21 protein-coding genes are annotated in these 20,731 nt (G+C 42.9%); 7 read left to right on the top strand and 14 right to left on the bottom strand.

The window, feature by feature from the left end; translation table 11 throughout:
- Window positions 1–51: 51 nt before the first annotated feature.
- The 7 genes from AAC006_RS10175 to AAC006_RS10145 all read right to left on the bottom strand — a co-directional run bounded on the left by AAC006_RS10175 (window position 52) and on the right by AAC006_RS10145 (window position 4,990).
- Window positions 52–657, bottom strand: a complete 606-nt coding sequence (locus AAC006_RS10175) for a hypothetical protein (protein WP_339891235.1) — start codon at window positions 655–657, stop codon at window positions 52–54.
- Window positions 658–727: 70 nt separating this feature from the next.
- Complete coding sequence (locus tag AAC006_RS10170) at window positions 728–1,477, bottom strand: hypothetical protein (RefSeq protein WP_339891234.1); 750 nt, start codon at window positions 1,475–1,477, stop codon at window positions 728–730.
- A gap of 158 nt (window positions 1,478–1,635) precedes the next feature.
- Entirely contained in the window at window positions 1,636–1,845 is a 210-nt protein-coding gene (locus tag AAC006_RS10165; protein WP_339891232.1) for a hypothetical protein, read from the bottom strand.
- A 145-nt stretch (window positions 1,846–1,990) separates the two neighbouring features.
- Window positions 1,991–2,137 carry a hypothetical protein gene (locus AAC006_RS10160; RefSeq protein WP_339891231.1) on the bottom strand — a complete coding sequence of 49 codons (147 nt, stop codon included), beginning with the start codon at window positions 2,135–2,137 and terminating at the stop codon, window positions 1,991–1,993.
- Between the two features lie 25 nt (window positions 2,138–2,162).
- On the bottom strand, window positions 2,163–2,333 hold the full coding sequence (locus tag AAC006_RS10155) for a hypothetical protein (protein WP_339891229.1): 171 nt from the start codon (window positions 2,331–2,333) through the stop codon (window positions 2,163–2,165).
- A gap of 152 nt (window positions 2,334–2,485) precedes the next feature.
- Window positions 2,486–3,571 carry an SEC-C domain-containing protein gene (locus AAC006_RS10150; protein ID WP_339891228.1) on the bottom strand — a complete coding sequence of 362 codons (1,086 nt, stop codon included), beginning with the start codon at window positions 3,569–3,571 and terminating at the stop codon, window positions 2,486–2,488.
- Window positions 3,572–3,802: 231 nt separating this feature from the next.
- Window positions 3,803–4,990: a glutathione S-transferase gene (locus AAC006_RS10145; RefSeq protein ID WP_339891227.1), complete on the bottom strand. Its 1,188-nt coding sequence runs from the start codon at window positions 4,988–4,990 to the stop codon at window positions 3,803–3,805.
- Window positions 4,991–5,303: 313 nt separating this feature from the next.
- On the opposite strand from AAC006_RS10145, the gene AAC006_RS10140 reads away from it, so the two are divergent.
- The 4 genes from AAC006_RS10140 to AAC006_RS10125 are packed head-to-tail and all read left to right on the top strand — an operon-like array spanning window position 5,304 to window position 11,026.
- Window positions 5,304–6,023: an ABC transporter ATP-binding protein gene (locus AAC006_RS10140; RefSeq protein WP_339891225.1), complete on the top strand. Its 720-nt coding sequence runs from the start codon at window positions 5,304–5,306 to the stop codon at window positions 6,021–6,023.
- 23 nt (window positions 6,024–6,046) lie between these two features.
- Entirely contained in the window at window positions 6,047–7,489 is a 1,443-nt protein-coding gene (locus AAC006_RS10135) for a DUF3526 domain-containing protein (RefSeq protein ID WP_339891252.1), read from the top strand.
- The gene (locus AAC006_RS10130) at window positions 7,486–8,826 is read left to right on the top strand and encodes a DUF3526 domain-containing protein (RefSeq protein WP_339891223.1); all 1,341 of its coding nucleotides are present in this window, start codon (window positions 7,486–7,488) and stop codon (window positions 8,824–8,826) included. The genes AAC006_RS10135 and AAC006_RS10130 overlap by 4 nt, the downstream gene beginning before the upstream one ends.
- Entirely contained in the window at window positions 8,816–11,026 is a 2,211-nt protein-coding gene (locus AAC006_RS10125) for a TonB-dependent siderophore receptor (RefSeq protein WP_339891222.1), read from the top strand. Before AAC006_RS10130 ends, AAC006_RS10125 begins: the two co-directional genes overlap by 11 nt.
- Window positions 11,027–11,251: 225 nt before the next feature.
- Here the strand turns inward: AAC006_RS10125 and AAC006_RS10120 are convergent, their stop codons facing one another.
- The 5 genes from AAC006_RS10120 to dapA all read right to left on the bottom strand — a co-directional run bounded on the left by AAC006_RS10120 (window position 11,252) and on the right by dapA (window position 15,760).
- Complete coding sequence (locus AAC006_RS10120) at window positions 11,252–11,566, bottom strand: hypothetical protein (RefSeq protein WP_338456698.1); 315 nt, start codon at window positions 11,564–11,566, stop codon at window positions 11,252–11,254.
- A gap of 264 nt (window positions 11,567–11,830) precedes the next feature.
- Window positions 11,831–12,772 (bottom strand): DMT family transporter, encoded by a 942-nt coding sequence (locus AAC006_RS10115; protein ID WP_339891220.1) that lies wholly within the window; start codon window positions 12,770–12,772, stop codon window positions 11,831–11,833.
- 261 nt (window positions 12,773–13,033) lie between these two features.
- Complete coding sequence (purC, locus tag AAC006_RS10110) at window positions 13,034–13,747, bottom strand: phosphoribosylaminoimidazolesuccinocarboxamide synthase (RefSeq protein WP_013784230.1); 714 nt, start codon at window positions 13,745–13,747, stop codon at window positions 13,034–13,036.
- Window positions 13,748–13,759: 12 nt separating this feature from the next.
- Complete coding sequence (gene bamC / locus AAC006_RS10105) at window positions 13,760–14,863, bottom strand: outer membrane protein assembly factor BamC (RefSeq protein ID WP_126873508.1); 1,104 nt, start codon at window positions 14,861–14,863, stop codon at window positions 13,760–13,762.
- Window positions 14,864–14,875: 12 nt separating this feature from the next.
- Complete coding sequence (gene dapA, locus AAC006_RS10100; protein WP_013784232.1) at window positions 14,876–15,760, bottom strand: 4-hydroxy-tetrahydrodipicolinate synthase; 885 nt, start codon at window positions 15,758–15,760, stop codon at window positions 14,876–14,878.
- 180 nt (window positions 15,761–15,940) lie between these two features.
- Here dapA and AAC006_RS10095 point away from each other — a divergent pair, with 180 nt between their 5' ends.
- On the top strand, window positions 15,941–16,504 hold the full coding sequence (locus AAC006_RS10095) for a glycine cleavage system transcriptional repressor (RefSeq protein WP_208805645.1): 564 nt from the start codon (window positions 15,941–15,943) through the stop codon (window positions 16,502–16,504).
- A complete protein-coding gene (gene bcp / locus AAC006_RS10090; protein WP_288388360.1) occupies window positions 16,482–16,952 on the top strand; it encodes a thioredoxin-dependent thiol peroxidase in 471 nt (156 codons plus the stop codon). Before AAC006_RS10095 ends, bcp begins: the two co-directional genes overlap by 23 nt.
- A 123-nt stretch (window positions 16,953–17,075) precedes the next feature.
- On the opposite strand, the gene AAC006_RS10085 is transcribed toward bcp, so the two are convergent.
- Complete coding sequence (locus AAC006_RS10085; protein ID WP_057792036.1) at window positions 17,076–18,152, bottom strand: AI-2E family transporter; 1,077 nt, start codon at window positions 18,150–18,152, stop codon at window positions 17,076–17,078.
- Between the two features lie 279 nt (window positions 18,153–18,431).
- On the opposite strand from AAC006_RS10085, the gene AAC006_RS10080 reads away from it, so the two are divergent.
- Window positions 18,432–19,901, top strand: a complete 1,470-nt coding sequence (locus AAC006_RS10080; RefSeq protein ID WP_288388361.1) for a M48 family metalloprotease — start codon at window positions 18,432–18,434, stop codon at window positions 19,899–19,901.
- Here AAC006_RS10080 and AAC006_RS10075 read toward each other — a convergent pair.
- A complete protein-coding gene (locus tag AAC006_RS10075; RefSeq protein WP_338455804.1) occupies window positions 19,896–20,387 on the bottom strand; it encodes a TlpA disulfide reductase family protein in 492 nt (163 codons plus the stop codon). The genes AAC006_RS10080 and AAC006_RS10075 overlap by 6 nt on opposite strands.
- Window positions 20,388–20,731: the final 344 nt, after the last annotated feature.

The raw sequence follows: 20,731 nt of genomic DNA, 5'->3' as shown, positions 1-20,731 counted from the left end.
ATAACGCCAAGTTCAGCCGCGTGCTGCGTCGGCTGCAACTTTTTGTTAGGGCTACTCACGTCCGGTGAGTCCGTTAAATAATTGATTTGACCAATTTTGGTACTCTTGTATGTAAGATGAGTAACGCTCATCTTGCCAGTCCAATAGATCCTGAACTACAGACTCTGTTGAAATTATATGAGCTATTGAAAATTCATTTTTTATACTAGCAATTCCTTCACTTGATGTTCGACCCCACACGAGTGCTGAGCCACTAACCCTAAATGGCTCACCTTTGACTTTCACAGAATGCTTATTGGGTGAAACCGCGTTCTCAAGAAATAATTGAAATGCTCTTTTCGTTCGATGATGATTAAGCTGCTTTGAGTTTGAGAGTGTCAGATTCTTGTACTTTTGATACTCAATTTCACATTTCATCTCGGTTACAAACAGATTCCCTTTTTCATCTTTCAGAAGAAAATCCAACGTGTAGTACCTGCCATCTTTATCATAAATGGTTGGGCGACCGACATTTGAAAAAGGCGATTTACTATTTTCACACCATATTTTTATTATTTCTTCATTGAATATTCCGAAAACTCGGGCTAAGAACTTATCTCTAACTGAGACCCCTTTATAGGGCTTCTCTTCCGATATAAATAGATTGTCGAATTTCATATATTTGCCCTAACGCCGCCATAATTTACCGACTGAAACGCAGCGTAAGGCGGTCAAATTGATGGCTTTGTTAAGCCATTTGATTTTGAGCATTCATTGCCCTCCCTCTTATTTCTGCGTTTATTTTTAGGGACTCTCTATCATCGGGTGGCAGGTAACCGATTTTATCCAGCTTAGATGCAAGGTGACCGATTGTTGGCTCATAGAAGAATAGTATTGCATTGTTGTCGCGAAACTCGGTAAGCATTGTAAGCTGCATAGATAGCTTAACTATGGTTAAGTGAAGCTGCATCAGTAGTGACTTAGTTTTTACTAATTGCGTCTCATATTCCGCGGGCGGGTGCTCTTCGGGTTTAATGATTTGCTGTAAGGCGTCATCAGTGGCGAAAGAAAGTACAAAATAGAGCTCTCGTTCTCTAAGTTCATTTCCTGCCGTGAAATATATTGGCTCTCTATAGAGTTTTTCCAATCGATCTTCCAAAACATGAATGGTTTTATATACGTCAGCCTTTTTGCTTTCATTCTTAAAATGAGAAACTTGTTCTTGAGCAGCAATTCTAGATTGTGACATTTCTTCTCTTGTTGCTTCGAGTTCTCGATTTTGAAGAACTATTGTCAGCAAAAGTGATGTTAAAGCAAGAAAGCTTAAGATTGGGTTTAGTGTGCCTCCTACAAAATCACCAAATGTTCCCCAACGCTCATGTTCTACGGTTAACCCACCTTGAAAATGCAATAAATAAAACAAGAATACAGCTGCAACGACAAGCACCGCAGAGACAAAGATCCAAGCTAGCCACTTAATCAATTGATCAGAGGTCATTGAACTTAATTTGCCTTTTAGATTCTTTTTGTGCACCAAAATCTATTCCTTGTACGGCTTAATTTTCCAATAACGGGCGCAGACATGTGGGGCATAATGGCGCAGCCGCACCACGTGTATGCGTCCCAGCGAACTCAGTGAGTGTGTTGATTGGGTTGTTATGTGGCATGCTTATTCGAAGAAAGAATGCTTGCAGTAGCCAATACACTACCAATAAAGATACCCGCGATACAGAATGCTAGCCCAGCTTCTAGACCGGATAACACACCAGATTGTAATTGCGAGTAAACAGGCGATAGACCGAAATATGCGCCGACAGCACAGCCAATAAAGCTGAATGACAAACCAATTTTAGTTGCTAGTTTCATAGTTAAAAATCCTTCTTATATTAATTTTCCTTTGACACATAACTTTTAAATAAGGGGCGCAGGCACGTAGGGCATAATGGCGAAGCCGCCCTGCGAGTTTGCGTCCCAGCCCGCGCTATATATTAGGAAAATAATTTAAATGTGATTAATTTGATTTCTTTGCGTTCATCAATGCTATACCTGCCACCAAAAATCCAAAAGCTATCAATGCTGCATGACCAGATCCTGCAAACCAAAATCCAAACCAACCAAATACTGAAATAGCTATAAATATAAGACCTAATAGCTTCATTTAACCTCCTTGTTACTTACTATTGTTAATTGTGATATTTACTTAAGGCGTCTTCTCGAATTGATTTATGAATAGCATATTTACACTTTTCTCCATGAATCGATAGTATATTTTCGGCCTCTCCTAAATCTTTGATCTGTTGATCGTTTGTTGTATATTTCTCTACGGCCTGTATCTCATCTTTAGACAAATTCATGTTTAATACTCACCTTACGATATCTAGGGAACAACCCTCGCGTTATAGAAAATTCTTAGAGCAACCATTTGGGGATTCGACGTTGCACATAACGCCCGCATTTGCGGCTGGTTTGGAGCGCAGCGGAAAACCAGTCAGACAACATGCGCTTGTTAGTTGAGAACAACACGTTCTATCTCCCAATTTGTATAATTATAATCAGTAAATTTTATTGGCTCACCATATTGGATAGGATTTCTTGCCATTGCTTCAATTACTGTTCTTTTGGCACTGTCTAGGCCATCAATCCAAGCTTTAGAGAAATAGCTGTTTTCAATGTAACTAAAGATAATTTCGATCAATCTGCTTGGAAGTACCGTTTTATCTACCTCAATAAGAGATTCTATGAACTTAGTGCATTTCTTATACTTCTTGGGCCATGAGAACACAATCGCATAACCTTTATCAGTATTCAGAGTGTTTACCGATAGGTTCTCAACAAACTTAACACCCGGTTCCAGTGACTGAATCCTCTCTTCATCTATTGAAAAGTCTGGAGCAAATGTACCCCCGACAACCACGCTTAAGTCACCGCTGAAATAGAATGAAGCACTTTTAAATTCATCATAGCTTTGTTGCTGATGATAATTTACATACAAATTTAATGTTTCCTTAAAATCCTCAACGCCTTTCATGAATCCTTGGTTCATTGTTTCCAAGGTTCTTTGAAGTTCGAGCTGCTCTTCATGACTCATGCCTCTGTCGACATTTTCTTTCATGAAAGGAAGGCCCTTTATAACACTTACCTTCTTAAAATATTCGAGTGCATAAGCGCGATAACCTGCTATAAAACTTTGAAATTTAGAGCCTGTGTAGCTTTCATCCTCTATGGGGCTAAACATTGCCTTATCATGAACCCCGCAAAAACCTTTAAAGGTAGATGCTTTTTGCCAGCCTAATTTTGAAATTTCTTCTTTACCATTACTATCAATACCAAACGTGTAAACATGATTGGTGTCATCAATGATGTGTTTTAAAGGTCCACTCTTTTGAATCGAATGCGCATCAATAACTTTTTTACTGCATTGGCCTTTCCCTGATTCTGGGTGAAGACATTCTTTATGTGCTGTCTTTGACTTTATTTCGGCAAGAAGTCGACCGATTGGATGAGCAATCTCATCCGATCTTAAATAATGACATTTTTTGTATTTCTTACCAGAACCACACCAACAAGGCTCATTTCTACCAATTTTAGCCATACTTTCCTTGATCAACTAAAAGCTCATTATATGAAAAAAATCCTTTATACAAGATCGAAAGTTTCCGTACATCATATTCCTAATTCACAAACTTTCGCACGAAAACAACCTATTATCAATCTATTACACCACAACCTTTCAAAGGCACTCACACATTCCGGGATGATTCCTTTTTATTTCCAACAACACCAAAACCGCAACAAACTGTACAAAAACAGCCCACAACCCAATTCATCCAAACACCAATCTATTCCGCTCAATAGCAACTCGGTCTTGCACGTTCAACTGCATATATTCCAAGCCCCCTACTTCATCCAGCAAACTTATCAACTCAGGACTCGGCTGTTCAATGCTATTAAACACATCTAATACACGTTGCAATTTGTACTGATGAAAGCTCGATATAAAACGTTGCTCTTCTGCATTTTCAGTTTCGCCCCGCCCTATTTTGAAAGTGTGCTGCCCTATTGTTCTTGGAATAAAGCACGAAGTATTTTCATTACTCGCATTCTTCTCTCGCCAATCAGCTAACGCTTCTGAGGTGTTTTTCAACACCGGCCATTGCTGGGCAAACATATCCTTTAATAGCGGTAATAAGGTTGGGGGTATTTCGTCGTTTTCTAAAAAGGCGGGGTTGCTGGCAGGGTTATTATCGTTGCTGACAGCGGCACTTGTGTGCTGTTCAGCGCTTGGGTTATTCATTCGCTTAACCCAATCGGCTACATTGGGTGCTAGCTTATCCATTAATTGTTTAGGTGCTGGGTCGCGGTATAAATGAGCATACAATGGGCCTAATAAACCAAAGTCGCCAGTGCAGGGTTTATCGCCCAGCAAATATTTATGGGTGGCGAAATGTTCGTTTAAGTAATGCAGAACGGTGTTTTCGTACCAGTCTTCAATATGCGGAATGCTTTTCTCGGTAATGCCTAACAGTGGCACAAACCCTTGAAACTTTTTGGCTAGTTTCTTCCCAAAATACGCTCTAACAAATTTGGGGGCTTTAGGGGTAACTACTTGCCCGAACTCCTCATATATAAAAGGGAAGTTATCTTTGTTCCAGCGGTAGTGCATAGCGGGAATAACTAACCATTCGTCTCCCCATAGGGCGAACAGTTCGCTTACAAGGTGCTGTGCGGGTGTGGTGGGTACTACTGATAGATTATTGGTGTTGGTATCTGCCTGTGTATTAGCCCGAGCCTGCGCTTCAAAATAATCAATTATGCGGGCGGTATCTTGTAAGTATTCGTCTGAAGGGGTTTTTACCACCGGAATAAAGGTAACACCGGTTTTCGGGCGAATGATTTTTTTGTATACCGATACGGTAGACAACACCTCGGTAAAAGGCAGTTGCTTATAGTTAAGGTAAGCGCGAATTTTACCTGTATACAAAGACACTTCAGAACCATACAAAATATACACTACAACATACTCTTAAACGCTGAATAACAACAAGATAATAGCAAGTCATGTTCACGTCTATGAAATGCCTATTTTGTTCAATGATATAGCACCATAAGGATGGCTAGTTACTACCCTCCTACTCTTTTTTTATTAGCCATCGACTCTTTACTTACTACCCAGCTACGCACCAATAACTAGCCATCTAAGCACCACCAATTAGTCATTTACCAATCGCTTCGTAGCTATATAAACGAAAAATGCAAAAAATATTTCACATCACAATTGTTACAATATAACATATCACCAACTTTCGACTTTAAACCGTAAATCAATGACATCAAAATCTGTAATCAGTGCTAGTGAATTATCGGTACGTATAGGCCAACGTACTATTCTTGATAACCTTAATTTTGAAGTAGGCAAAGGTGAGGTGTTTGCCCTTCTTGGTGGAAACGGTGCGGGTAAATCCACAACCCTTAAAACCTTTTTAGGGCTAATGAAACCTAGCACTGGCACAGCGTCTGTTATGGGCATGTCGGTAGCAGACAATACCAACGAAGTGCAAAAGTCGGTGGCTTATTTACCGGAGTCGGTCACGCTTTATGGTCACCTTTCAGGGTATGAAAATATTCGCTACTTTTTGTCGGTTGCCGGTGTCGAAAAAACGGACGATGCTATTCATGAAGCCCTTAAAAAAGTAGCCCTTCAAGAAAATGCTTGGCACAACACGTTGTCGAACTATTCAAAAGGAATGAGGCAGAAAACCGCCATTGCATTAGCCATTCTTCGTAATGCCCCAGTGCTGTTTTTAGACGAACCTACCTCTGGCCTCGACCCTGCTGCTATTGATGAATTTAACTCGCTGGTGTCTGAATTAGCAAACAATGGTGCCACCATATTTATGGTAACCCACGATGTGTATGGCGCTTGTCAGGTTGCGCACCGTATTGTGTTGCTAAGTAACGGCAAGCTTACTGGTTCGTTTGAACGCTCGGGCGATACGCCTATCGATACCGAAGCCGTTCACGCTGCTTTTGCAGGGCGCAAGTAATGGTTTACAAAGAAAAAAACCACATGGTAAGCAAAACAGTAAAAACCATTTGCGCTGAACAGTGGCGTTATTGGCTGCGAACCAAAGTTGCTACCACGGTGTTAATTTTGGGCAGTGTACTCACCCTAGCTGCACTTGTGGTAAATAGCTTTCATATTGAAGAGGCAGCGCACGCCAGAGAACACCTTCAACATGAAGCTGAAGAACGCTTTTTATCGCAGCCCGACAAACATCCGCACCGCATGGTGCATTACGGGCATTATGTGTTTCGTACGCCTACCCCGCTTAGCGTAATAGAACCGGGTGTAGACACGTACACAGGTAACGCAATTTTCTTAGAAGGCCACAGGCAAAACAGTGCCATGTTTGCCGAGCAGCGTCAGTCTGCAGGGCTTACCCGTTTTAGTAGCTTAACGCCAAGCTTTTTGGCGTTGGTGTTAGCGCCACTGTTTATTATTCTTATTGGCTACGGCAGTGTTTCACGGGAACGTGAAGCAGGCACACTCACTTTATTACTTACCCAAGGCGCTAGCCGTTGGCAGTTGGTGCTTGGAAAACTGGTGGCCTTAATGCTGGCTAGCGGTATTTTTTTACTGCCCTTGTTATTAGCTTGCGTGTACGTCGCCTTTTCCAATGAAAGCGCCTTAGTGGTAACGCTTTTTTGTTTAGGTTACATGCTTTATTTCTTGTTATGGGCTGTGGTGGTTACTGCCTGCTCTACGTTATTTGAAAAAAGCAGTGCCAGCTTTACCGTGCTTATCGTTATATGGATGAGCGCTTGCATATTGCTACCTAGAATGGGCAGCAGTGTGGCAACCAGTATAGAGCCCTCTATTGGCAAGTTAGAAGCCGACTTTAAAGTAGAAGAAAAACTTCGTAGCTTAGGCGATGGTCACGATGTTAACGATCCGGCTTTTGTTAAACTTAAACAAGACCTTCTCGATAAATACAATGTCGATTCGGTAGTCGACCTTCCTGTGAACTTTCGAGGCATAGTGGCGCAATATTCAGAGCAGCGCCAAGCGGTTGTCATTAATGAATTTGCAGAAAGCCGCATGCAAGAAGAACTAGCCCAAGCGCGTATTGCAAGACAGTTTGGCTGGCTTTCCCCTACCGTGGCACTGCGTTCGTTCTCTACCCTGCTTGCGGGCACCAGTATTGAAACTCACCACCGTTTTTTGCGTGAAGCCGAAATCCTACGTATGCAGTTTGTACAAGGCTTAAACAAAGTGCACGTAGAAAAGCTTGATTACAAACTTGATATGAACCGCAATGCTAGCGAAGAAGCCGCAGACAAAGCGGTAGTACAGGCCAGTAACTGGGCAGTATTGTCTGAATTTAGTTTCCAGCCCGAAGCCCCCAAAGCGCGCTTAAGCAGTGCTGCCATGTACTGTTTACAACTTCTTCTTTGGGTGGGTGTTGCTGTACTACTTCTTAATCTTGCAGTAAGGAGGCTAAACCCATGATGCGGTTTAACGATATTAAGCGCGAAGCGGGGTTTGTGTTTGCACACCGCCAATTTAAATTAACCTTGTTGGTGGTATTTCTATTAAGCACGGTAGCCTTGTGGTCGGGTCATGCTGAAATGCAGGCGCAACAAGCTACTATCGAACGCTTATTAGAAAAAGACACTGTAGAGCGTGAAGCGGTGCTTTCCCATCAAAATAGCTATGGCATGGTGGCGTATTACGCCTTTCACCTAACCTATGCGCCGCCTTCGCCCCTCGCCTTTGCTGTTGTGGGTGAACGTGATGTGTTTCCGTGGAAACATCGTATACGTATGTTAGCCCTTGAAGGGCAAATATATGAAAGCGACACCGATAACCCAGAACTAGCCTTTTTAGGGCGTTTCGATTTTGCCTTTGTAGTAAGCGTGTTACTACCGCTATTTATTATCTTGCTGCTGTACGACTTAAAAGCAAAAGAGCGTGAAGCCAGACGTTTCGACTTACTTAATGTAACGGCGCGCAATAGCCATGCGGTATGGACCTCTCGTACGCTAGTTACGCTGGTGCCGTTAGCTTTAGTTACACTTATTCCTTTTATTGCCTTTGCCATTGTACATGGCGCATCGCTACGTTCTATCTTGTTAGCGTGCGTTATTGTACTGGGTACTATAAGCGTGTGGTCTGCCATTGTATTGGCCATTGGCGCGGCGCAACGGTTTGCTAAATACAGTGCCACCCACCTTGCCTCGTTAATGTTGGGGGTATGGCTTATTACCACCGTAATAGTGCCGGTTACCGGTCATACCATTATTAATGCGGTTGTTAATACACCAGAAGGTGGCGACATTGTGCTTACACAACGTGAAGCCGTAAACGGCGCCTGGGATAAGCCGATAGGAGCCACGTGGGAAAAGTTTATTGAAACTCATCCACAGTGGGCTAATTACACGGCGTACGATCCTGAACGTGATGGTTCGTTTAACTGGAAATGGTATTACGCTTTTCAGCAAGTTGGCGATGAACGGGCAAGCGAACTTTCTAACGCTTATCAACAAGCCACCCTCAGAAAAAACCAGCTGGCAGGTTATGTGTCTTTGTTATCGCCTTCGTTGCTAACCCAGCGTTTGTTGTCGAACACCGCTAACACCAACGTGCAATCTATGATTGATTATGAAAATAAGGTGCGCGCGTTTCACGCATCGTTGCGCGAGTTTTATTACCAACAACTTTTTGCTGCGCCTGAGTTTACAGAAGCCAGCCTTAAGCAGCTTCCACAATTCACTACAACTTCACAATTTACTACAACATTTACTACAACAAGAACGAACACACAGGAAAACACCAATGAAAAATAACTGGGTGAAATCTACACTCGCCATCAGTATTGCTGCATTTTTCAATGCCCCTGCTTTTGCTCAAACAAATGACCAAAGCTCGTCTCAAAAAGACGAAGAAGCAAAGGTCGAGAAAATTACGGTACACGGCATGCACCGCGCTTATCAAGGTGCGTTTGAATACAAAGAAGTGCCTGCCGCCGCGCAAGATATCGACTTAGGCTTAATTGGTGATGCAGGTGCCATTAACTTAAATGATGCATTAGATCTTTCTGCTTCGGTAGCTAGGCAGAATAACTTTGGTGGATTGTGGAATAGTTTTGCCATTCGTGGTTTTTCTGGTGATGAAAACCTACCAAGTGGTTTCTTGGTAAATGGGTTTAATGCTGGCCGTGGCTTTGGTGGCCCTCGTGATTTGGCGGGTATCGACCACGTGGAAGTATTAAAAGGCCCTAAAGCGGCTTTATTTGGCCGTGGTGAACCTGGCGGTGCAGTTAACTTAGTGACCAAGCGCCCACAATTTGTTTCAGGTGGCGAAGTAAAAGCCACTTATGGCAGTTGGGATCAAATGCGCATTGAAGCCGACGTGCAAACGGTAGCGGGCGCAAAAGAAGATGTTGGCGTTCGCTTAGTGGGCTTTTACGAAGACGCTGAAAGCTTCAGAGATACGGTAGAAACCGAAAAGTTAGGCTTTTACCCTTCTGTTACCTGGGAATTTTCTGAAGATACCCGTATTACCTACGAGCTTGAATACACAAATCAAAAAATCCCCTTCGACCGTGGTGTTATCGCGGTGGATGGTAAGTTAGGAATTCAGCCTATTGAAACCTTCGTGGGCGACCCATCTGGCGATAGAATTACTACCGACGTGGTTGGTCACCAGCTTGAGATTTCTCACGAACTTAACGATGACTGGAACCTACTTATCGGCGCTGGCCTGCGTGACACTACCTTTGAAGGTAATGCACTAGAAACCAACTTTGCAGGGCGTCAAACCTTGTTTATCGACCCAGATCAAACCTTGCTTTCGCGCTTTAAACGCTACCGCGACTTTGAAACCGATTATGTAGTACTGCGCGGCGAAATAGCCGGTGAGTTTGATACGGGTTCAATTAGCCATCGCGTTATTATTGGTGGTGATTACGATAAGTTTGAAAACGATCAGGTTATCTTGCGCTACCGCCCATCTTATTTTTCTGGCGACACAGACATTAACGATTTGGATTTAAGCCAATATCTTGTGGTAGATATTCTTAACCCAGATTACTCGCCTGTGGCTGATGTTGAGTTGTCAGACAACTTAAACCGCCTAGAAACCCAGGAAGCATGGGGAATGTACATTCAAGACCAAGTGAACATTACCGATAAGTTTCAAGTGCGCTTTGGTGGTCGAATTGACAAATTTGAACAAGAAATTCAAAACCGCTTAAGCGATCCGGTAGCCATTACCTCGCAAGATGACACCCAATTTTCACCTCAGTTAGGTGCAGTGTATTTACTTGATGACAGCATTAGTTTTTACGCCACGTACGGTGAAGGCTTCCGTCAACTTACGGGTTCTGATTATGCAGGAAATCCGTTTGAACCAAATCAATCAGAGTCTACCGAAGTGGGTGTTAAAACCGACCTAACGTCGTTCTTTAACAACGTTCGCGGCGACATCACTCTGTCTATCTTCAATATCGATCAAAGCAATATTTTGGTGTTCGATAGCAGCGATGAAGCGTCTGACGGTTTCTTTTTAACCCCTGGCGGTGAAGCGCGCAGTCGTGGTGTTGAACTAGATATTAACGCTGAGTTCAGCAATGGCATTGCGTTGTGGGTGTCTTACGCTTATATCGATGCAGAAAGTACTAACGATGCGGCTGACGCTAACTTTGTGGCGGCTATTGAAGCGGGCGACCCGCTAATTAACGTGCCTGAAAATCAGCTTAGCGTTCAAGTAGGCAAAAGCCTTACGGTTTCAGATATGCCGGTGCGCTTAGGCACTGGTTTGTTGTACGTAGATGAGCGTTTAGGCCAAACAGCAACAGACTTCTATTTACCTAGTTACACTACCGTGCGCGCATTTGCGCAAATTGAACCGGTTGAAAACTTAGTGGTACGTGCAGAAGTAGACAACCTTTTCGATAAAGAGCACTACACCAACTCTTTTGCCGATGTATGGGTTGAGCCAGGTGCACCGCGCCGCTTTAGAGTGTCGGCGTCTTACCGTTTCTAGGCTACTTAGTGAAAAGCTTTGTAGTAAAAGCGAGAAAAGACGGCTGTAATGGAAAATGGTAATAGCGTGTTGTTAATTCAACCGCTATAACGTAACCGCTCTCATTACAGCTCCATCAGTTGATAAATGACGTAGATAAGCTATGTTTCCCTTATGCTTGTTTACGTCATTTTTTTATGTGTTGAAAACCAAAAGCTCAGCTTATCGATTTGTTTTCGACTTAGGTTATCGACTAGGCGTAGATTGCACTTTTAAGTTGTAGTCTTTCGCTATGCCCTCAACAATGCGGGTTAAACCCACTATCTCGCCTTGGTCATTCTTACTCCATGTGCAAGTAAGCGTGCTGGTGCCTTTGCGAAGTTTGCCCTGCCAGCTTTCATGGCTTACATCTAGTTCGCCTCTAGCATCAGTTAATTCCCAGCCTTTATCTTTAAAGTCAAAAACAATAGTGGCAAACCTTTCGCCTGGGATAGCCTCAATAATTTTTAAGTCTTTACGCTGAAATTTAGAAGCAATTAGTGCACGCCGAATGTTAGTCAATAAGCCCACGTTAATCCTTTATAGTAATGGTCGAAGCTGCGGTTTTTAGTCTGAGCTGCCGCTCATATCAGCGCTGCGGCTCACTATAGGCGCTACGGCTAATGGGATAACAACCCAGTTCATCGACATCTACATTTAACTACTTTTTAACATGCTTTGCCAATTACTGCTACTTTGCCTTTTATTAGTAGTGTCCAGCGGGTGTACTTCTCTCCTAAATTAGGCTTCCCTAAACGAAGCTTCGTTTAACACAGCTTAGTTAAACTAAGCTTTGCGCATTTTAATAACCAACCAAATACCGCCTAATGTCATTAAAGAGGCAACCATAATTTGTACGCTAATGGCTTCGGCAAGAAACGCCCAGCCCATGAGCGTAGCAATAACCGGAACACTTAACTGAACGGTGGCAGCTGTTGTCGATTGAATTAAAGGTAATGCCTTGTACCAAATGGCATAGCCACAACCAGATGCCACTATTCCAGATGCCAGCGCAAATAACACCCCATCGTTGCTCCATTGCCAGGTATCGGTCACCCATAACCAAACAATTAAAGGCAGGGAAAGTAGCGTGGCATATAAAAAATTACCCGCCGTTAGCAATAAGGGCGCATTACTCTTTTTACCTAGTAAAGAATAAAAACCCCATGCAATACCGGCGCTTATCATTAATAAAGCTGAAAACAATGGTGGCGCACTAGCCCCTGGAAGCAGCAAGATAACTAAGCCTGCAAAAGCCAGTAAAAACCCTAGCCACTGAAACGAAGCAAAGCGTTCGCCTTTTAATAAGCCCACTGAAATCATAGTGAGCTGCACCGCCCCAAACAATAGCAACGCGCCTGTGCCTGTCGACATCGAGATATACGCATAAGAAAATGCAATAGCATAAACAAATAGGCTTAACGCCCCTGCTATTGATGCTTGTTGTTTAATTGCTGCTATTGGGCTGGTGTTCGTCGCCGCGTTGTTTGTGCCCGCCGCAGCGCTGTCTATTCCCGTAGCGCTTTGGCCAATTTTACTATTTGCTAACAATGAACGGCGGGCAGTAAAGGCCACTAAAAGGGCTAAGCACAATGCGCCACTGGCTAAGCGTATTGTGGTGAAAAGACCCGGGTCGATATCGGTATTAGCCAATGCCATTCGGCATAATAACGAATTGGCCGCAAACGCCAGCATGGCAATACACACTAATCCGTACGGGTTACCCATTCGTTTTCTCCAGCAGCGTATACATAAAAGCCCTTTTTATAATGATGATAATTTTATAGCGTTTAGTTGTGCACTTAGCATTATATAAAATGCACAAAGCTCTTTTTGAACAAGGCTATTTTAAATAAAGCGTTGTTTAATCAAAGCTATGTTAATCAAAGCCCTGTTAATCAAAGCGTTGCTTAATTTACCTTTTTACAGACAAAAGAAAAGGACCGCAATGGGTCCTTTTTTCGTTCAATCTTTACATTAGTATGTAAGTTACAGTGAAACACCTAAGCGTTCTGCAACTTCAATGTAAGTTTCAACTACCGAGCCTAGGCCTTGTCTGAAACGGTCTTTATCCATCTTCTTGCGGGTTTCTTTGTCCCACAAGCGGCAACCGTCAGGGGTAAATTCATCACCTAAAACAATGTTGCCATCAGGATCAACACCGAATTCAAGTTTGTAATCTACTAGCAACATGCCTGCTTCATCAAACAGCGATTTAAGTACGGCATTTACTTTAAACGTTAACGACTTCATTTCAGCAATTTGCGCTTCAGTCGCCCAACCAAATGACACAATATGATAATCGTTAATCATAGGGTCGTGCAGTGCGTCGTTTTTAAGGAAGAATTCAAACACAGGCGGTGCCAACGTTTGCCCTTCTTCTACACCAAGACGACGAACCAAAGAACCAGCCGCTAGGTTACGAACAACACATTCCACTGGGATCATGTCTAGCTTTTTAACTAAAGATTCAGTGTCAGAAAGCAAGGCTTCTACTTGCGTAGCAATACCCGCTTCTTCAAGTTTAGTCATAATAAAATGGTTAAACTTGTTATTCACTTCGCCTTTACGGTCTAGCTGTTCAATTTTTTCACCATCGAAAGCTGATGTGTCGTTTCTGAAATGCAGAATTAACTTATCGCTGTCATCGGTAAAATACACAGTTTTTGCTTTACCGCGGTAAAGCTCGTCACGTTTTTCCATTCTCAGTCTCAATTATATATCAAGGTTATCTTCTGACATGACCTCGGCAAATGCGCCGTAAAGGTCTGAAACCTGATTGGCTTCAAAAGGTTCGCTTTCATTATTCATGAAAGTCACTGAACTGCGTCTCTCACCGGCACGTGAAACTTTTAAACGGTAGTCACCTTTTTCAAGTAACTCGTTGTCGCTAGAGAACAAGCCGCCCCACCAACCCGTGTCACTACCATTATAGGTAACAAACAGTAAGCCGTTTGATTTGTCTAAATCTTTTACGTCGAAACCAAGTTTACGCAATACTAGCAACATACGTGGCCATACCACGTCGTACTGTGCATCAACCATAAATGCTGGGTTGCCGTCATCGTTAAAGCCCATTTCGGTATTTAAGCCTTGGCGAATACGTGCAATACGGCGGGTTTCTTGTAACTGAATTTGGTATTCGTAATGACCAATCACTTGGTTCAGTACGTCTACTTCTTCGCGGCGCTCTTGCATGCTAGAAATTTCTGCAACAACATCGTCACCCGTGGTGGCCATGTAGTCTTTTAAATCAACAGAAAGCGCTGCGGTTCTACCGTGAGGTTTTACGTCTAGAACGAATTCAAAGCGGCGACCCACTTCACTTTCGGTGCTGGTCCAGCTGTACCAAGGGCTATCCACTTCTTTTTTGATGATCATCCAGTCAGTGTTTAACACTTGCTGTTCAGGATCGAAGAAATCTACGCCAATGCCTTGTTCTTCTAGGAAGCTTAACAAAGAATTCCACACGGCTTGGCTTAACGGCTGGCTATCATCAACTTGGTCAAACCAAATTGTTGCTGTGCTTTTGCCTTCTTCAACGTGTGAACCAGTAACAAGCGGCAATACTAATGCAGGAGACTGCACAAGTAATTTCTTTCCAACAAGACTTTCATCTACGCTTTCGTCTAATTCAGGTACTGCAAACTCTCTAGAAAAAGTGGGCGCATCTAAGTCGGCTGGAACACGTACTGGGGTTTGTTCTTTTGTTTCTAAGTATTTGTACGTTCCTGAAGCCGTCTTTCTATCTGTTTGGCTTGAACAACCTGCAAGTGCGATTACAACCATCGAACTCACTATAGCCAGCGTTCTATTCATCTGTGTTCCTTATTAACCCGAAATCAATGCGTATTTTTGTAATAGTTCTTCGATATGTTTTTGGCTTACAAGTTCCGGTAAAACCATAGGTAATCGCATTTGTGCACTTTCCATCATGCCCATTTTGTATAAAGCCCACTTTGGAATAACTGGATTAGGCTCGATAAATAGCGCGCTGTGAAGCAATTCGATGCTTTCATCTATAGTGCGACATTTATCAAAATCTTTTGCTAAAGCGGCTTCGCACATTTGTGCAATTGCTTTAGGTACCACGTTTGCTGTCACAGAAATAACACCATGACCGCCTTCACACATAAACTCACAACTTGTGCCGTCATCGCCACTTAGTAAAACGAAGTCTGAAGGAACAAGTGCTTGCGTTGCTTTAAGGCGAGCAATATCACCGGTTGCGTCTTTTAATCCAACAATGTTTTTGTGAGATGAAAGTTCGGCAACGGTTTCAGGCAGCATGTCAGCAACGGTTCTACCCGGTACATTGTATAACAACACCGGTAAATCGCTGGCATCAGCAATGGCGTTGAAGTGTGCCACCATGCCTGCTTGTTGAGGCTTGTTGTAGTAAGGAACTACACTTAAGAAGCCGTCGATACCGGCCGCACCCAATTGTTGGGTAAGAAAAATCGCTTCGGCAGTTGAGTTTGCGCCACTACCTGCAATAACAGGAATAGCGCCAGACACCATAGCAACGGTCTCTTTAACTACGTTTACGTGTTCATCAAACGGCAAGGTGGCCGACTCGCCAGTGGTGCCAACAGACACAATACCATGTGTGCCTTGTTCAACATGAAAGCGCACTAGCTTCTCAAGTGACTTGTAATCGATGTCGCCGTTTTCAAACATCGGCGTGACGAGTGCTACGTAACTACCAGTAAACATAATCTCTCCGCAAAATATGAGCGCACATGGTAAATATGTCAGTAGCTAAACACAAGCTATCTCACGCCTAAATGCCAAGAATTTGACAATAATCTGTATCAATACTACAAAAAGCCGCTGGTACTAAAAAAAAACTCTATGCTACCATCACGCAATACGTTTCTTGTGATGTAGGTTTTAATGTCTCAGCAGCAACTGATTGTGACCATTTTAGGTTCAGATAAAACGGGTATATTAAGTGAAATTGCATCCACGGTATCGGAAGCCCAGTGCAACATTTTAGATAGTCGGCAAGCTATTTATGGCCAAGAATTTTCACTCACTATGATTTTAGAAGGTTCGCAGTCAGCCATTACTCGCGCTGAGTGTGCTGTGCCTCCCCTTTGTCAGCGTCTCGATCTGCTTTCCATGATGAAACGTACTAGTCACCACGAAAAGCAAAATCTCGATCACTTATTTCACGTTGAATTCAGCGGCGAAGATACCGCTGGCCTTATTGAAGCAGTGACGGGCTTTTTCGCAAAACGTAACGCATCAATCAGTGCATTTAGACAAGCCACATACAAAGCGGCCGAGTGTAAAAACGAATGTATGCGATGCAAGTTTGTTGTGAACATGCCCGCCTCGGAAGATTTTGCTGCTCTAGAATCAGAACTAACCGCGTTGTTTGAAGAACTCAATGTAACCGGTAAAGTTGTAGACAAACATATTAAGGAATCTAATGAACACGCTTCAAGTTGGTGATAAAGCACCACAGTTTTCACTTCAAAACCAAAATGATGAAACCATTACGTTATCAGATTACCTAGGTAAAAAAGTACTGGTTTACTTTTACCCTAAGGCGATGACGCCAGGTTGCACCGTGCAAGCACAAGGCTTACGCGACAGTAAAGAGGCATTAGACGGCTTGAATGTGGAAGTAATGGGTATCAGCCCTGATGCGGTTAAACGCTTGCCAAAATTTGCTGAAAAGGAAAGCCTAAACTTTACCTTGTTGTCAGATGAAGACCACGCGGTAGCAGATGCTTTTGGCGTATGGGGCTTGAAAAAGTTCATGGGTAAAGAGTATGACGGTATTCATCGTTTGAGCTTTTTAGTAGACGAAAACGGCGTTATTGAACACGTTTTCAATAAGTTCAAAACCAAAGAGCATCACACAGTAGTGTTAGATTACTTGGCAGATAACAAGTAACTCTTTATAAACGTATTTCGTTAGCGGTTTTATATCGATTTAACATTGACAAAAAGCTAATAAAAAAAGCGGTAGTTCACACTACCGCTTTTTTTATTTCACTGGATGTTAAATATTTACAGCTTATTCGCTTTCAGCCACCGGTAAACCGGCAGGGTTACTCGACCACGCTGTTATTACTGCTTTTACCAATGTTGCCAACGGTATGGCAAAGAAAACGCCCCAGAAGCCCCAAAGGCCGCCAAATACCAGCACAGCAATAATGATATACAGTGGGTGCAGGCTTACTGCTTCAGAGAAAAGCAAAGGCACCAATAAGTTTCCATCCAATGCCTGAATAATCGAATAGGCAATAAACAAATACCAGAAATCAGGCGTTAAGCCCCATTGAAACAATGCAACTATAGCAACAGGAATGGTGACTACCGCTGCGCCTATGTAAGGAATTAGCACAGAAATACCTACCAATACGCCAAGCAAAATAGCATAGCGTAAATCCATGAAGGCAAAGGTCACGCACGACACTAAGCTAACAATCACAATTTCAATTACTTTGCCGCGAATATAATTGGCAATTTGTGAATTCATTTCATGGCCAACTTGCGTAATTAATCGGCGCTCTTTAGGCAACAAGTTAGAAATGCTTTCTAAGAAATACATTTTGTCTTTCAACATGAAAAACACCATTAAAGGCACAAGCACCGCATAAACTAATAGCGCCGCCACATTGGCAATGTTGCTAAAAGAAGCTGATATTAATGTTTCGCCTACACCAACAAGTTTGTCGTTTAGCCCCTCCATCATTTGATGAATCTGGTAAACCTGCACGTAATCTGGGTATTTTTCCGGCAAAGTTAAGATCCAATCTTGGGCCTTTTGCCATATTAAAGGGGTTTCTTGAATAAGATTAATGCTTTGCCGAGTGACAATGGGCACTAAACCAATCAACATGAAAATGACGAGGGTAATGAACCCCATCAATACGATGCCGCAAGCTATAGCACGGCTTACGCCGAATCTAACAAGGTGGGTAACCGGCCAATCAAGTAAATAAGCCACAATGGCTGCCACTAAAACAGGCATGATAAGCTCGCCCCACAAAAGCAGCGCGGCGGTTGTAATAAGTATGAGTATAAGCAGCATAGCTGCATCAGGATCGGAAAATTTGCGTCGGTACCAGCGACCAAACACACTGATCATAAAAGCTTCCTGAGAAATTTGAAGAATAGGATACGCATCATAGTGTAAAGACTAAGCATCGGGCAATACACTTTCTATTTAAATCAATCTGGTAAGACGATTTAACAAGCAATATTCAGGTCAAATGCCAAATTAATTGATAAGGGTAAATTGCACTAAAACTGGCATAAACCTACTTATCTAGGCAGAATGATAAAATTCATAATAAATAATTGAAACTGAAACGGTACTTTGGTGCTCTAATACGTATTCCAGTATTGTTCAGTAAATCACAGGTACATGAAGAAAAGGTTATCTCAAAAACTCTTGGTGCTGTCTTTCCTTATTACAGCAAGCTTGTCGAGTATTGCGCAAAGCGTGAGTTACACGAATAAAAATGCGCTACCTGAAATTGGTGTAGTGGCGTCTGACGCTATTTCTTTAGACAAAGAAATGATTGTTGGCGATGCCGTTATGCGTCAAATGCGCGGGCAAAGCCCGCTAATCGCCGATCCAGTTTTAGACGAATACCTACAAGATTTAGGTAACCGCTTAGTTATTCATGCCGAAAATGCTAAATTCCCCTTCCGTTTTTTCTGGGTAAATAACGATGCGATTAACGCTTTCGCTTTCTTTGGTGGGCATATAGGTGTTCACACGGGCCTTATGCGACGGGCAAATACTGAAAGTGAATTGGCCTCGGTACTGGCTCACGAAATTTCTCACGTTACACAACGGCATATCGCTCGAAGCATGCAAGCGCAACAACGTTCGTCGCCCTTAGCGATTGCGTCTCTTATTGGTGGCGTATTAATTGCCATGGCAAACCCTCAGGCGGGTATGGCGGCAATGCAAGCAGGCCAAGCGGCTTCTGTGCAAATGCAAATTGACTACACCCGCTCTAATGAACAAGAAGCCGACCGCATCGGTATTGCCATGCTGTCTCGGGCCGGGTTTGATGCCAATGGCGCTGCCGACTTCTTTTCAATTATGGCTGAAGAGTATCGAAACGTTTCTCGCCCGCCGGCGCGTTTGTTAACTCACCCATTAACTGAATCTCGTATTGCCGATGCCCGTTCGCGTGCAGACGACTACCCTTCTCGCTTTGTTCCGGTAAGCAAACAGTTTGAACTTGCTAAAGCAAGAATCATGGCCAGGTACTCATTCGAACCTGATTACGCGGTAGAGTATTTTACCGCACAGGTAGATAAAAAGGTTTATCGAGTAAGAGAAGCTTCGCTTTACGCCTTAGCATTGGCGTATATGCGAACGGAAGAGTACGACAAAGCCCAAGAAATCATTATGGGTGAATTGCTAACCAAAGATAGCGGCAACCTGTTTTACCTAGACGCTGCAACAGATATTTACATTGCTAAAGGTGAGCCTTTGAAGGCAGTGGAAATGTTGTCACCGTTTGTAGAGAACAGCCCACGCAATCAAGTACTGGCGCTTAACCAAGCAAATGCCATGATAAGTGCCAGTCGTTACGATGATGCCATTAGCTTATTGAAAGACTTTTTATTGGTGAACGACGAATACCAAATTGCGCATCAGTTGATGTCAGAAGCGTATCAAAAAGCGAAGCGCTTTTCGCAAATGCATCAAAGTAAGGCAGAAGTGTACGCCCTTTATGGCGCTTATACCCGCGCCGTAGATGAATTACAGTACGCTTATAACTTTGCGAAAGATGACGACCATCTTCAAAAGCAGCGCATTAGGGCAAGAATAAAGCAATTTAGAGATCAAGAAGAGCGGTTACAGCGTTTATAGTGCCCTAGCCTGCAACGCTGCAATTTTGTCTTTTAAGATATCAGCGGTTACCTCACCTAAAATTTCGGCTTGAACCTGCCCTTTCGGGCCCACAATATAAGTCGCCGGTAAATACGGCGGCTTAGTAATGGGAAGCTGGGTTTCTTCATTAGCCACAATCAAATTTAGCGTAATATCAAACTTGTTTGCCATGGCCTGTAAATCATTTTCCGGTAGCACGTCGTAATTAATGGCGAATAACAAAGTGTTTGGCGGTAGGTTTTCGCTTAAATGATGTAACTCAGGCATTTCTCTTAAACACGGCGCACACCAGGGTGCAAAGTAATTAATGATCACCCAATTACCTTCTAAATCACGCCATTTATATGTGTCGCCCTGAAGGGTTTCAAAGTCGGTTTGATGGTAATGGTAAAACCATACTCCAGCGGTTGCTGAAAGTAACATCACCAATATAATCAACAGCCCTTGCTTCACAGCGTTCGTCATTTTTAGCGCACCTTTTTTGCCATACTTCTTTACCGTAATTCTTTGCCTTACTCTTTACCGTACTTCTTTACCGTACTTCTTTACCGTAATTCTTTGCCGTACTTCTTTACCGTAATTCTTTGCCGTACTTCTTTGCCATACTTCTTTGCCATAAGAACAGCGTTATTATTTATAATATATAAACAACAATATAGATAACAACGGTGTGCAAACATGCCTTGCTGCGTATTTAATAGCAAGTATTTTCATGTGTTTGAGAATGAGATTACCTTGGTATTTACGCCAGATTAAACGCGTAGTTTGCACAAGCAGGGTTAATTGCTTAGCATCACCTTTCATTTATG

The organism is uncultured Alteromonas sp. (genome assembly GCF_963976965.1).
In the GTDB taxonomy this organism is placed as follows: Bacteria; Pseudomonadota; Gammaproteobacteria; order Enterobacterales; family Alteromonadaceae; genus Alteromonas; species Alteromonas naphthalenivorans.
This window is presented reverse-complemented; position numbering and strand designations above follow the sequence as displayed.